General features: G+C 49.2%; 12 protein-coding genes and 4 tRNA genes. 11 read left to right on the top strand and 5 right to left on the bottom strand.

Translation table 11 applies throughout. From position 1 onward, the window contains the following. Nucleotides 1-109: 109 nt before the first annotated feature. From CHL74_RS11535 to efp, 5 genes are all read right to left on the bottom strand, one after another. Nucleotides 110-874 (bottom strand): UDP-2,3-diacylglucosamine diphosphatase, encoded by a 765-nt coding sequence (locus tag CHL74_RS11535; RefSeq protein ID WP_094881305.1) that lies wholly within the window; start codon nt 872-874, stop codon nt 110-112. Between the two features lie 23 nt (nt 875-897). Further along, nucleotides 898-1218 carry a metal-sulfur cluster assembly factor gene (locus tag CHL74_RS11540; protein ID WP_094881306.1) on the bottom strand — a complete coding sequence of 107 codons (321 nt, stop codon included), beginning with the start codon at nt 1216-1218 and terminating at the stop codon, nt 898-900. A gap of 106 nt (nt 1219-1324) precedes the next feature. Then, entirely contained in the window at nt 1325-2026 is a 702-nt protein-coding gene (gene radC, locus CHL74_RS11545; protein WP_094881307.1) for a RadC family protein, read from the bottom strand. Nucleotides 2027-2395: 369 nt separating this feature from the next. After that, nucleotides 2396-3409 carry a glycosyltransferase gene (locus CHL74_RS11555; protein WP_094881309.1) on the bottom strand — a complete coding sequence of 338 codons (1014 nt, stop codon included), beginning with the start codon at nt 3407-3409 and terminating at the stop codon, nt 2396-2398. 139 nt (nt 3410-3548) lie between these two features. Further along, entirely contained in the window at nt 3549-4115 is a 567-nt protein-coding gene (gene efp / locus CHL74_RS11560) for an elongation factor P (RefSeq protein WP_094881310.1), read from the bottom strand. A gap of 262 nt (nt 4116-4377) precedes the next feature. Here efp and rpmH point away from each other — a divergent pair, with 262 nt between their 5' ends. The 11 genes from rpmH (at nt 4378) to tuf (ending at nt 12751) form a co-directional block, all read left to right on the top strand. Then, nucleotides 4378-4533: a 50S ribosomal protein L34 gene (gene rpmH / locus CHL74_RS11565; RefSeq protein ID WP_004351099.1), complete on the top strand. Its 156-nt coding sequence runs from the start codon at nt 4378-4380 to the stop codon at nt 4531-4533. Between the two features lie 314 nt (nt 4534-4847). Continuing rightward, nucleotides 4848-6932 carry a hypothetical protein gene (locus CHL74_RS11570; protein ID WP_141241316.1) on the top strand — a complete coding sequence of 695 codons (2085 nt, stop codon included), beginning with the start codon at nt 4848-4850 and terminating at the stop codon, nt 6930-6932. A 272-nt stretch (nt 6933-7204) separates the two neighbouring features. Next, nucleotides 7205-8605: an ATP-binding protein gene (locus CHL74_RS11575; protein ID WP_094881314.1), complete on the top strand. Its 1401-nt coding sequence runs from the start codon at nt 7205-7207 to the stop codon at nt 8603-8605. A 561-nt stretch (nt 8606-9166) separates the two neighbouring features. Beyond that, nucleotides 9167-9358, top strand: coding sequence for a 30S ribosomal protein S21 (gene rpsU, locus CHL74_RS11580; protein ID WP_094881315.1), 192 nt, complete (start codon nt 9167-9169; stop codon nt 9356-9358). A gap of 348 nt (nt 9359-9706) precedes the next feature. Beyond that, nucleotides 9707-10591, top strand: coding sequence for a tyrosine-type recombinase/integrase (locus tag CHL74_RS11585; RefSeq protein WP_094881316.1), 885 nt, complete (start codon nt 9707-9709; stop codon nt 10589-10591). Nucleotides 10592-10685: 94 nt separating this feature from the next. Beyond that, complete coding sequence (hpf, locus tag CHL74_RS11590; protein ID WP_094881318.1) at nt 10686-10985, top strand: ribosome hibernation-promoting factor, HPF/YfiA family; 300 nt, start codon at nt 10686-10688, stop codon at nt 10983-10985. A gap of 100 nt (nt 10986-11085) precedes the next feature. Next, nucleotides 11086-11159 (top strand) — tRNA-Thr (locus CHL74_RS11595). Between the two features lie 78 nt (nt 11160-11237). Continuing rightward, nucleotides 11238-11319, top strand: a tRNA-Tyr gene (locus CHL74_RS11600). A 19-nt stretch (nt 11320-11338) separates the two neighbouring features. Then, nucleotides 11339-11411, top strand: a tRNA-Gly gene (locus tag CHL74_RS11605). Between the two features lie 7 nt (nt 11412-11418). Further along, nucleotides 11419-11490, top strand: a tRNA-Thr gene (locus tag CHL74_RS11610). A gap of 70 nt (nt 11491-11560) precedes the next feature. Beyond that, entirely contained in the window at nt 11561-12751 is a 1191-nt protein-coding gene (tuf, locus tag CHL74_RS11615) for an elongation factor Tu (RefSeq protein ID WP_094881320.1), read from the top strand. Nucleotides 12752-12824: the final 73 nt, after the last annotated feature.

Raw genomic sequence — 12824 nt, forward strand, 5'->3', positions numbered from 1 at the left:
CGGAGGCCGGAGACCTCCGCAGCAAACAAATTAGTAACATTACTTGTGTTATTCTTGCTTGCTGCGGAGGCCGGAGACCTCCGCTACTTTTATTATTATCTTATGTCGTTTACGGTTGGCTTTCTCCCTCCACGTATTCCTCCAGGAACATGTGCTCGCCGTCGAATACGGCGTAGGTGAACTGCGTTATCCAGTCGCCGAGAATCATGAGGCGTGTCTTCTTCGAAAGGAATAGGTCAAGCTCGATGTGACGGTGACCGAACATGAAGTAGTCTACGTCCTTGTGCGTCTTCATGTATTGCTTGGCAAACTGCACCAGGTATTCCTTGTCCTCGCCCATGTAAGGAGGCTCCTTGCCGTCGGCACGCTTCAGACGAGAGTCGCGAGCCCACGTCAGACCGAACCACATCGCCCAACGTGGATGTAGCATGGCGAAGAGGCGCTGGCATGTCTTGTTGTGGAACACACGGCTGAGCAGCTTGAACTTGCGGTCAGGGTCGCCCAGTCCGTCGCCGTGAGCAAGATAGAAGATGCGGTCGTATATCTCCACTGTCTCCGGCTTCGTGTGGACAATGAGTCCGCACTCGTCCTGCAAGTATCCGTATGTCCAGATGTCATGGTTGCCGGTGAAGAAGTGCACCTCCACACCCATATCTGTCAGTTCAGACAGCTTGCCGAGAAAGCGCGTGTAGCCCTTAGGCACCACGTAGCGCCACTCGCACCAGAAGTCGAACATGTCGCCGAGGAGGTAGATGGCGCGCGCCTTTGTCTTTATGCTGTCAAGGAAACGAACCAGCCGTCGCTCCTGCGTGCGGCTGTGGTCGATGGCCCACGAGCCGAGGTGGGCATCGCTAAGGAAATATACGTTTTTCATCCTCAATCAGTTTTTTTTGTTGTTTAGTCGAAACCCAGTTCAAACTTAGCCTCTTCCGTCATCATGCTCTGGTCCCAGACGGGTTCGAAGACGAGGTTGACGACGGCGCTATGCACGCCTTCGAGTCCCTCCACCTTCTGTCTTACGTCTTCGAGGATGAAGTCGGCAGCGGGACATGTCGGTGCTGTGAAGGTCATGTCGATGTCGACGTCGCTCTCGTCATTCACCTCAATCTTGTAGATAAGTCCGAGGTCGTAGATGTTGACTGGTATTTCGGGGTCATAGACAGTCTTGAGCACATCCACGATGCGCTCTTCCATCTGTGTCTTTTCTTCTTGTGTCATATCTCTTTTGCTCTGTTTCTTGTTATATATCTGCAAATTTAGGGAAAATAATCCGAATTAAGGTCAACATTGCGTTATTAATTGGTTTATGTGAACTCCTAACTCTCTATATCCTTCCTTCCTCGGCGTAGCTATAGTAAGCTCCGTCGGTGATGATTACGTGGTCTACCATGTAGAGGCGCATTGTTTCGCAGGCTGTCTTCAGCTTCTTGGTGATGCGGTCGTCGTCAGCTGAGGGGCGTGCGTTGCCGGAGGGATGGTTGTGGATGAGGGTGAGGACGGTGGCGTTGGCGAGGAGAGCATCGCGCAGGATGACGCGGACGTCCACAGCCGTCTCGGACAGTCCGCCGTGCGACAGCTTCACGGGCTTGATGAGGCGGAAGCGCTGGTTCATGAGCAGCACCCATGCCTCCTCCGTGTCGAGGTCCTGCATCTTGGGGTGCATGAAGTCGTATACAGCCTGCGCCGAACCCATGTCGGGGCGGTCGGCAGCCTTGCATGCAGCTCGTCGCTTGCCCAACTCACACGCCGCCAGAATGGTGATGGCCTTCGCCTCTCCGATGCCGTTATATGCCGTCAGCTCACGCAGTTGCATCTTGCCGAGCGTATTAAGATTGCCGCCGCAGTCGCTGATGATGCGCTGCATGAGCTGCACGGCGCTCTCCTTTGTCGATCCGGACCCGATAAGGATGGCAAGCAGCTCGGCGTCAGTAAGCGTCTCCGCTCCCTTGTCGCGCAGCTTCTCGCGAGGACGGTCTTCTTCTGCCCAAAGATTGATTGCGAATGACTGTTCTTTGTCTTGTGACATATATCAGGATTTTCAATAGGTTAATTAAACTGTTAGGCTGTGCTTTTACAAAAACCATTCAAAACACAAATTGTATATGTAGCTTAAATTGTATATAATCGTACATACATAATATATTACATACATAACATTTGGATTTATATAGACCCTCCTGTATTACCTTGTGTTTTTTGTGTTTTTCCTTTTGTTGGCACAGTGATGCTGCGGCATCACTCATGATATAGTTTGGAGGATGGGTGTCGAGAGCATTGCTCTCGTAAAGCCCATTCTCCAAGCGATATCATTAACCCGAAGGGTGTGCCAATAAAAGGCTTGTGGATATTTGTTTTTGTCAAAGCCTTGCCTAAGACTCAGAACTCTCAACTAAGCTTAGCTGTAGAAGTTCTTCTCGAATGCCGAGAATTCTGACTTTCCTCTTATGCAGCGTTTCCACCATGCCTCGATGAAGCCGAAGCCGTAGCCCATCAGCTGTGTGTAGGCGGCGGCGATGCTGAGGATGCCGATGTGCAGACTGTGGTTCTCGCGAGCCGAGTCAGCGCAGATGATGAGGCTGTAGAGGGCGAGGGGGACGAGCGGCAGCCAAGCCAGGGTGGGGCAGAGGAAGAGCAATGCTATGCAGAGAGCCGCCATTGTCAGCACGCCCACCGTGAAGACCATCGGCAGCATGTGCACTAATTTCAGCGACTCCGGGTATTTCTTATACAGATTGATGCGGGCGATGCCGGAGTTATAGACCTGACGGAAGAACTTCTTCAGGTCCGTGCGGCGCTTGTGCCACACCCATGCTTCGGGGAACAGGCGGCAGCGGCAGCCAGCCTTGAAGATGCGGATGGAGAAGTCGATGTCCTCGCCGAAGCGCATCTTCGAGAATCCTCCGAGACGTTCGTAGACGTCGCGGCGCACTCCCATGTTGAAGGAACGCGGATAAAACTTGTCGAGCTTCTTCTTTCCGCCGCGGATGCCACCCGTCGTAAAGAACGACGTCATGGAGTAAGAGATGGCCTTCTGCGTGTCGGTGAACGACGAGTGGGCGCTGTCCGGACCGCCGAAAGCGTCGGCAGGCTCGCGCTCCAGTTCGGCGCTGACGGCAGCGATGTAGCCCTCGGGCAACACCACGTCAGAGTCGAGGATGAGCACATACTCGCCCTTGGCTCGCTCCACGCCGTAGTTGCGGCTCTGTCCGGGTCCGGAGTTAGGCTTTGCGAAGTATTGGATGTCGAGCTTGGCTTCATATTTCTCGCACACATCGCGGCACGGCACCTTCGATCCGTCCTCCACGATAACCACCTCGAAGTCCTTCACCGTCTGGCGCGTAAGGCTCTCGAGCAACTCGTCCACTTCGTCCGGACGGTTGTATACGGGGATAATAATGCTGAACATCATAGTTTGTCAGGGTATTATGAAAAAAAAAGAGTAAAAAAGTAAGGAGCATATAAGGGCGTGATGGTCATCCTCCCCCAATGCTTTCTACTTTTTTACTCTTTCTTACTTATGTGTTAGTATGTTTCTTTCTCTCAGGACATTACTCCTTTACGCGCTGCAGGTAGCTGCCGTCGCGAGTGTCCACCTGAACGAGGTCGCCTTCGTTAACGAAGAGGGGCACGCGGATCTCAACGCCAGTCTCAAGAGTGGCAGGCTTGAGAGTGTTGGTTGCTGTATCGCCCTTGATGCCCGGCTCAGAGTGAGTAACGCGGAGGTTGGTCTTAACAGGCATTTCACCGAAGAGCACGGTCTCTGTAGAAGCATCTGAAACCACCTCGATGATGTCGCTCTCCTTCATGAAGTCAACACCAGTGATGAGGTTGCCAGCGATAGGAATCTGGTCGTATGTCTCCTGGTTCATGAAGATATAGTCTTCACCCTCCTTGTAGAGATACTGGTAGGGGCGGCGCTCAACGCGTACATCCTCAAGCTTCTCGCTGATGTCGAAACGACGCTCCAGCACTCGGCCGTCAACAACGTTCTTAAGCTTAACGCGCATGAAAGTGTTGCCCTTACCTGGCTTTACGTGAAGGAAGTCGATGACGAAGAAAAGCTTGCCGTCCATACGGATGCAAGTTCCCATCTTGATGTCTTGTGAATTGATCATTGCTGTATTAATATTTATTTATATGTTATTCCTGTAATTTTTTGCAAAGTTAGTGAAAATCACTCAGATAAAACCATTCGTGACACGTTTTTTTACTTCTTTTAGCCTGTATTTGTCCTATAACGGCTCCATATTGCGTCATAAACGAAAAAAAACGTAAATATTTAGGCTAAAAACACATCTATCTTTTGATATTTCAAAAATAATGAGTAATTTTGCAACCCAAAAGCGTGAATATCAACAAATAAAAAATAATAAGACAATGAAGAGAACATTTCAGCCGCACAATCGTCGCCGCGTGAACAAGCATGGTTTCCGTGAGCGTATGGCTACAAAGAATGGTCGTCGCGTATTGGCTTCTCGCCGCGCACATGGCCGCAAGAAGTTGACAGTATCTGACGAGCACCACGGAAAGTAATCTGCTACGGCAGGTTAAGTCTTCCGGACTGGCAAGCCAGTCGCTGGCGACAAAAAGCAGCAAGCATTCCTTATCAAACAAGGACGGCTTGCTGCTTTTTTTGTATCCATACGTCATTTATTCAAGTGCCAAAAATGTGATGCCGTACACATTTTTGGTACCTATTTTGTGTAAAATTACACATTTCAGGCACTTTTTTAAGAAATATCCTACTTACTTTATCCAAAAAACGCTTTCTTTGCATATCTGAACGATGCCTTTTCAAGGCATAGCACAAAACAATAACATGTTTGACATACTAAACCTATCTGATTATGAAACAACTAAACCCCAACAACCAGTCAGTCATCCAACCGCTTCTTGAGAGTTCTCTAAGAGGTGCCGCATGGATGCGCATGTTCTTCATGCTTATGTTAATGGTGATGTCGTCAGCGTTCGCGATGGCGCAAGAGGCGTATGGCATTAAGATTGCCGGCGTGGAGGTGACGAGTGAAAACTGCGCTGACCTCAGCGTCATTGAGGGAGTGAGCGGCAAGGTGTCTTTCGATGCCGCCACCAATACCCTTACTCTTGATAACGCCACCATCGTTAATGCCAAAGAGGAGGCAATCCTTAATGACAGATGTGAAGGTCTTGTCATTAAGGTGCTCGGCAAAAACAACATTACTGCGGCGGACTCAGCGGGCATTCGTATAGTTCAGTCTACTACCATCTTAGGTGTCGGCGCCAGCAGTATGCTCAACGTAAAGTCTGACTATAGCGCCTTGGCTATGTGTAACGTTCCCCTTACCATCCAATACTGTCAGGTGATAGCTGTAGGAAATTATGGCATATCCGGATCTGGTCAATACGATGATGAGCTCACCATACGCAAATCCTACGTAGTAGCCAAGGGCGCCGAAGGCGCACTCAACGCCGATGAAGACTACGGCTCTATAGCCAAAATTGCCGATCTCAATCTCGAAGACTGCTATATCACCATGCCGAATGGTGCGAAGTTCGACAATAATCTCGGCGGTGTGGCGGTTGACGGATGGCTTACTTCCGGCAAGGTGGTGATTGAGCCTAACGGCTATGGCATTAAGGTCGCCGGCGAGGAAGTTACAGCCCTAAACTGCAATGACCTCAGCGTTATTGACGGTGTTGAGGGAAAGATGAGCTACAATTTCAATACTAATACCCTTACCATGGAGGATGTTACTATCAACGCAACCGATGCTCGTATTGGAATTTTAATTGATAGAAATTCGCACGTGAAGATTAAAGTAGTCGGCAATAACAGTATTACGACAGATGGCGTATGCGTTTCGTTAAAGAATGAGTCCTCCATTAGCGGACCGGGAACTTTCAGACTGAAGAGCCATAATAATTGTGGAATATTTATGCGCAGGGAGGTTGATATTGATAGCGTCAAGCTGTATGTGGAAGGAAAATGGGGTATAGCAGGATATGATGGTAAGAGTAGTGAAGTACTGGTCATAACCGACTCCTATGTGGAAGCTACGGGCTCTTACGGTTCCGTCTGTGACCTCAGCGGTTTCTGGCTTGACGGCAGCGTTATCACCCAACCCGCTGGTGCTGCCTACGACACAGAACTGTACGCTCTGGCGCTTGACGGCGAGGTGGTCACCGACAAGGTGATAATAGAGCCTGACAACAACTATGGCATTAAGATTGCCGGCAAGAACGTGACACCCCAAAACTGCAAGGACCTTAGCGTTATTAAGGGAGTGAGGGGAAAGGTAAGCTACAATCCCGAGACTAATACTCTTACTATGGAGGATGCTGCTATCGTATCCATTTATGATGGAATTTCGGTTTTTAATAATGAGAATGTGAAGATAGAGGTAGTCGGCAATGACACTATTGACACAAACGCATCATGCATTTCTCTACTTCAAGCATCTACCATTAGTGGTTCTGGAACTCTCAGACTGCTCTGCGATAATAATTATTATTGTGGAATATTTATGCGCTCTTCGCTTACTGTTGAAGGCGTCAAGCTGTATGCAGATGCAAAATGGGGTTTTGGTATAGCAGGACAACAGTATGGTAAAAATGGTGAGGTGCTGACCCTACGCAACGCATACGTTGAGGCTACTGGTGTCAGGGGTTCGGTCTGCGACCTCCAAGACCTCATTCTTGACGGCTGTGCTATCTCCCAGCCTGCTGGCGCTGCCTTCGACGCAGACTTGCACGCTGTGATGCTCAACGGCGAGGTGGTCACCGACAAGGTGGTGATTGAGCCTTCCGCAAGCGGCATCAACGACATCACAGCAGACGTGCCCGCCCGCAAGAAGGGCATCTTCACCGTTCAGGGCGTTAAGCAGACCCAGTCATGGAACGAGCTCCCCGCCGGCATCTACATCGTGGACGGCGTGAAGAGAGTGAAGAGATAGGCGGACGGATTGCTTAAAGAAAAGGCTTTACATTAGGTCTTACGAGAACCAGTTCTCGATGCCCTAACGTAAAGCCTTTTCTTTGTGCACGGCATGCGCCCATAATCGGAAAAGACCATTCAAAACACAAACTGTATATGCTGCTTAAATCATATAGATACATAAGTTCACTCGAGAAAAAATGTGCTGTTCGCTTGTAAGTTCCCTTGGAAAAGTGTATTTTTGCAAAAACATATTTACAGGAATCATTTTCTGAAAAATCATTTTCTAATATGGAATTCGTAGACAGAAGCAAGGAACAGAAGCGTCTTGAGAGGGCGTTCGGTTCGGAAACGAGTAAGTTTGTTGTCATCTATGGTCGACGTCGTCTTGGCAAATCCACATTGCTCAAGAGGGTGATAAATGAGGACGACATCTATTTCGAGGCTGGGCGTCAGGAAAGCCAAGTCCAGATTTCGCTTCTTGCAGGGACGATAGCCTGTCAGTACAGCGGCTTCGATATGCCCCTTTATCCGTCATGGAAGTCTGTTCTCATGGCGTTCAACAGAGTTTGCAAGGACAGAACCGTGCTTGTCCTTGACGAGTTTCCGTATATGGTGGAGAAGGATCCTTCTTTGCCGTCCGTATTGCAGAACATCATAGACAGCGGCACGCTCCGTTATCATCTCGTCATTTGCGGCTCGTCACAACGCATGATGCAGCATTTTGTCCTCGACAAGTCTGACCCTCTCTATGGACGAGCCAATGAAAAGATTAATCTTCGTCCCATCCGTCCGCAGCATTGGCAGGAGGCTATGTGCCTTGACGCTGTCAGCACCATAGAGGAATATAGCGTGTGGGGCGGAGTTCCTCGCTATTGGGCGTTAAGAGAAGAATATTCTTCGCTGAAGGAAGCCATTGACCAACTTGTGCTCGACGAGCATGGCATCCTTTTCGGCGAACCTACGTCATTGTTTATTGACGAGGCCAACGATATAGCTCCGTTCCAGTCAATCATGACCGCCATCGGACACGGCAATACCAGATATTCTGCCGTTGCGTCAGCCATTGGCAAGAAAACCACCGAAATATCGAAGCCGTTGTCGGCTCTGTCGGAGATGTCGTACATCAGCAAAGACGTTCCCTTCGGCGAGAGCGAGGATAAGACCAAGAAGACGCTATATGTCATAGACGACAACTTCATGGCTTTCTACTATACGTTCATAGAGCCACACCGTTCGATGCTTGCTCTTGGCAGGACCGGGTTTGTGACGCAGAAGATAGAGAGCGGATTGCCCGCGTTAGTCGGAAATGTATGGGAGCGCTTGTGTCAGACAGCCGTTTCCGGTAACCAGCTCTTCGGCCATACTTGGAATATGGCTCGCCGCTGGTGGGGAAAGGTGCCTGTGTACGAGGAAGGGCGCAAGACTCCGATAGGATTTGACGAACTGGAGTTTGATGTTGTTGCTGAGGCTGCAGACGACAGGGGCACTATACTTGTGGGAGAATGTAAATGGAAGTCGGCTGATTATGCTGACCGCCTTCTCTTGAAGCTGAAGGCCAAGACCCAGAAGGCTCCGTTCGCGCAGGGCAAAAACGTCATATATGTACTTTTCCTGAAGGAACATCCCTTGTCCGAAGCCGACTGCCGTATGATGCTACCTGATGAAGTCCTTAAATGCCAACCAGAATAGCCTAAAAAACATAGCGGACGCCTTGCCGTCCGACACAATATTTGCATTTCTAACGCTCAATACTATGAGTTCAGCGCACAACAAAATCTTTGATGCGAAATTCTTGAGTTTTGAGCGTGCAGCGATAGTGTGTTGACACACAAATGATTATGCTGACAGACGAAGAAATGTGCAATGAATACACGCATCATAGGGGTGCAATAGCGCCACTTTTACGCTCTAATAGTGCCACTTTTATCATGCAATAGCGCCACTTTTACACTCTAATAGTGGCACTATTGCACTGTAAAAGTGGCGCTATTGTTAAACATGGGTGCTGTTTGCACAGCAAAACACCGTAAAAACAGCAAATCAGAACTCTAAAACCGATTTTTATTTTGTAACATGTTTTTACTCTTTGTACGATATTTGCATGGCGGACGGGAAGACATGTTTTTTTGACAAGAAAGTTGCTGTAAAAATTGGCTGATTGACAAATAATTAGTAATTTTGCACCCACATTTGTGGCATGATGCCACGAAGTAACATAATTAATAACCAAATTAAACAAAAGAAAACAAAATGATTATCGTACCAGTTAAGGATGGTGAGAACATCGAAAGAGCTCTCAAGAAGTTCAAGAGAAAGTTTGAGAAGACAGGCGTTGTGAAGGAACTCCGCGCTCGTCAGCAGTACAACAAGCCTTCTGTACTTAAGAGACTCAAGATGGAGCACGCTATCTACGTACAGCAGCTCCGTGACAACGAGGAGTAATCTCAGCTTCTCAATTCGCTAACTAATAAGGTCCCGCCTATACATTATATATATAGTGACGGCGAGGACAGATGTAACAGGAGGTGTACTAACACAGACATATAATCATTTTTAAGATATTGAAAACCCGCCTGACCGCATGCTTGACGTATGTGTAAGGATGTGACGACGGTGGGGCAGGAGATGGCAAAAGTCAGGCTAAAACCGGCTTTTGCCATCTCTTTTTTTGCCTATAAGGGAAAAGATGTGATAAAAATGTGTTAGAATGAAAAATATTAAGCTAAAAATTTGGAGATACGAAATAAAAGCCGTATTTTCGTTGACGAAATAAAAACAGTGTGAAGACCTATGACTATTACGGATTTCACCGACTATATGCGCTATGAACGCGGACGCTCGGAACGGACCATCGAAAGCTATCGCAGAGACCTGGAAGCGTTCCAAGCCTACTTCCATAGCTTGGAGGCAGACCTCACGTTCGAGACCGTCGACACGGACGTCGTCCGTGACTGGATGGAGGACATGATGGACCGCGGCAATACAGCCACAAGCGTATGCCGAAGGCTGTCGGCGCTCAAGTCGTTCTATAGGTTCGCGCTCTCACACGGACTGGTCAGCCGCGATCCGGCTTACGCCGTCAACGGACCGAAGAAGCGCAGACCCCTGCCGCAGTTCGTGAGAGAAGACGAGATGGAACGGCTGCTCGACCAAGTGGAGTGGGGCGACGACTATAATAGTGTACGCACGCGTACAATAATAATAGCGTTCTACGAAACCGGAATGCGACTCTCCGAACTCATCGGGCTGGACGACGCAGACGTCAGCATCGACAATCGGGAACTGCGAGTCATGGGAAAGGGCAGCAAGCAGCGCGTCATCCCCTTCGGCGACGAACTGGCAGAAGCCATAAGCCGATATAAGGAACGCCGCAACGCAGAGACGCCCGAACGTGCCACACACGCACTCTTCACCGACAACCGCGGACAACGCATGAGCGCAATTCAAGTGAGGACGGCAGTAAAGAGAAGCCTCTCGCTCGTATGCAAACTCAAGAAGCGCTCGCCGCACGTGCTGCGTCACAGCTATGCCACAGCCCTGCTGGACAACGGCGCCGACATCGAAAGCGTGAGGAAGCTCCTCGGACATGAGCGACTCTCCACAACGGAGATCTACACCCACACTTCCTTCAGGCAGCTCCGCGACGCATACCGTAAAGCACATCCCAGAGATTAACCTATATATTAACTAACCCAAGTGCGGGAAACGTAAGTGAGCCGCAAGCTACTAACGCATACCGTGCTCCTAAACCAAGAAAAAGGAGGAAACTATGGAGATCAAGATTCAGTCGATACATTTCGACGCTACAGAGAAACTGCAGGAGTTCATAGAGAAGAAAGTCGCAAAGCTCGAGAAGACTTTCGAGGATATCAAGACAGCAGAAGTGCAGCTCAAGGTGGTAAAGCCCGCGACAGCACAGAACAAGGAGACAAGCCTCACGGTGGCAGTGCCGGGACAGACTCTGTTCGTGGAGAAGACCTGCGACACTTTCGAGGAGGGAGTAGACCTCTGCGTGGACGCAATGAAGGTGCAGCTGACCAAATTCAAAGAAAAATCACGTAATATGTAAAAAAAAAGCCGAAAAGTTTTGGCGGTTGAAAAATAAGTCGTATCTTTGCAGCCGTTTTAGAACGAGTCCTAAATCGCAGTTAAACGGCTGCAAGGATTTTGCCTCTTTAGCTCAGTTGGCCAGAGCACGTGATTTGTAATCTCGGGGTCGTTGGTTCGAATCCGACAAGAGGCTCAAACGAAAACAGGATGGTTGGTCGCAACCTTCTTTTCGCGCTACCTAAATTATTAGAGCGATTTTATTTAATGGGACGGGTGGTTACCAGAGTGGCCAAATGGGGCAGACTGTAAATCTGCTGGCTATGCCTTCGGTGGTTCGAATCCATCACCACCCACCTTCTTTTTTACTTACTTGCGGAAATAGCTCAGTTGATAGAGCACTAGCCTTCCAAGCTGGGGGTCGCGGGTTTGAGCCCCGTTTTCCGCTCTAAGTTGCTGTAATAGCTCAGTGGTAGAGCACTTCCTTGGTAAGGAAGAGGTCCTGAGTTCAACTCTCAGTTACAGCTCTACTTCTATTCTTAAACCGAGAATCAGAAGAAAAACAGAATAAACAATTTATATATAAAATACAAAGCTATGGCTAAAGAAACATTTGTGCGCACCAAACCGCACGTAAACATTGGTACGATTGGTCACGTAGACCATGGTAAGACCACTCTTACTGCTGCCATCTCAAAGACTCTTCACGACAAGGGTTTCGGCGGCGAGGATGTTAAGTCTTTCGACCAGATCGATAACGCTCCTGAGGAGAAAGAGCGTGGTATCACCATCAACTCTGCTCACATCGAGTACGAAACAGCTAACCGTCACTACGCTCACGTAGACTGCCCGGGTCACGCCGACTATGTAAAGAACATGGTAACTGGTGCTGCTCAGATGGACGGTGCTATCCTTGTTGTTGCTGCTACTGACGGTCCTATGCCTCAGACACGTGAGCACGTCCTCCTCGCTCGTCAGGTGAACGTTCCCCGCATGGTCGTTTTCTTGAACAAGTGCGATATGGTAGAGGACGAGGAGATGCTCGAGCTCGTAGAGATGGAGGTTCGCGAGATCCTCGACCAGTACGGCTATGAGGAGGATACTCCTATCATTCGTGGTTCTGCTCTTGGTGCACTCAATGGTGTAGAGAAGTGGGTAGACAAGGTAATGGAGCTTATGGACGCTGTTGATACTTGGATTCAGGAGCCTCCCCGTGACCTCGACAAGCCTTTCTTGATGCCTATTGAGGACGTATTCTCAATCACAGGTCGTGGTACTGTTGCTACTGGTCGTATCGAGACTGGTCGCGTTAAGGTAGGCGACGAGACTGAGCTCCTTGGCCTCGGTGAGGACAAGAAGTGTGTCGTAACTGGTGTTGAGATGTTCCGTAAGATCCTCGAAGAGGGTGAAGCTGGCGATAACGTTGGTCTGCTCCTCCGTGGTATCGACAAGAACGAGATCAAGCGCGGTATGGTACTCTGCCACCCGGGTCAGATCAAGCCTCACAAGCACTTCAAGGCTTCTATCTACGTTTTGAAGAAGGAAGAGGGTGGTCGTCACACTCCGTTCGGCAACAAGTATCGTCCTCAGTTCTACCTCCGTACTATGGACTGCACCGGTGAGATCAAGCTTCCTGAGGGAGTTGAGATGGTAATGCCTGGTGATAACGTAGAGATCGAGGTTGAGCTTATCTACGCTGTAGCTCTCAACGAGGGCCTCCGTTTCGCTATCCGTGAGGGTGGCCGTACAGTAGGTTCTGGTCAGATCACAAAGATCCTCGAGGACTAATCACAGCCTAAGGCTGACCTTCGCAAGAAGGTTGTCTAAGATAAAAATAGTTCCTGTCGCTGCATAGCGCAGG

The sequence above is a fragment of the Prevotella sp. 885 genome, assembly GCF_002265625.1.
GTDB lineage: Bacteria > Bacteroidota > Bacteroidia > Bacteroidales > Bacteroidaceae > Prevotella.

Bases quoted from the DNA above. Each gene is read 5' to 3' on its own strand.
- CHL74_RS11535 (WP_094881305.1), bottom strand. From the start codon at position 874: ATGAAAAACGTATATTTCCTTAGCGATGCCCACCTCGGCTCGTGGGCC.
- CHL74_RS11540 (WP_094881306.1), bottom strand. From the start codon at position 1,218: ATGACACAAGAAGAAAAGACACAGATGGAAGAGCGCATCGTGGATGTG.
- radC (WP_094881307.1), bottom strand. From the start codon at position 2,026: ATGTCACAAGACAAAGAACAGTCATTCGCAATCAATCTTTGGGCAGAA.
- CHL74_RS11555 (WP_094881309.1), bottom strand. From the start codon at position 3,409: ATGATGTTCAGCATTATTATCCCCGTATACAACCGTCCGGACGAAGTG.
- efp (WP_094881310.1), bottom strand. From the start codon at position 4,115: ATGATCAATTCACAAGACATCAAGATGGGAACTTGCATCCGTATGGAC.
- rpmH (WP_004351099.1), top strand. From the start codon at position 4,378: ATGAAGAGAACATTTCAGCCGCACAATCGTCGCCGCGTGAACAAGCAT.
- CHL74_RS11570 (WP_141241316.1), top strand. From the start codon at position 4,848: ATGAAACAACTAAACCCCAACAACCAGTCAGTCATCCAACCGCTTCTT.
- CHL74_RS11575 (WP_094881314.1), top strand. From the start codon at position 7,205: ATGGAATTCGTAGACAGAAGCAAGGAACAGAAGCGTCTTGAGAGGGCG.
- rpsU (WP_094881315.1), top strand. From the start codon at position 9,167: ATGATTATCGTACCAGTTAAGGATGGTGAGAACATCGAAAGAGCTCTC.
- CHL74_RS11585 (WP_094881316.1), top strand. From the start codon at position 9,707: ATGACTATTACGGATTTCACCGACTATATGCGCTATGAACGCGGACGC.
- hpf (WP_094881318.1), top strand. From the start codon at position 10,686: ATGGAGATCAAGATTCAGTCGATACATTTCGACGCTACAGAGAAACTG.
- tuf (WP_094881320.1), top strand. From the start codon at position 11,561: ATGGCTAAAGAAACATTTGTGCGCACCAAACCGCACGTAAACATTGGT.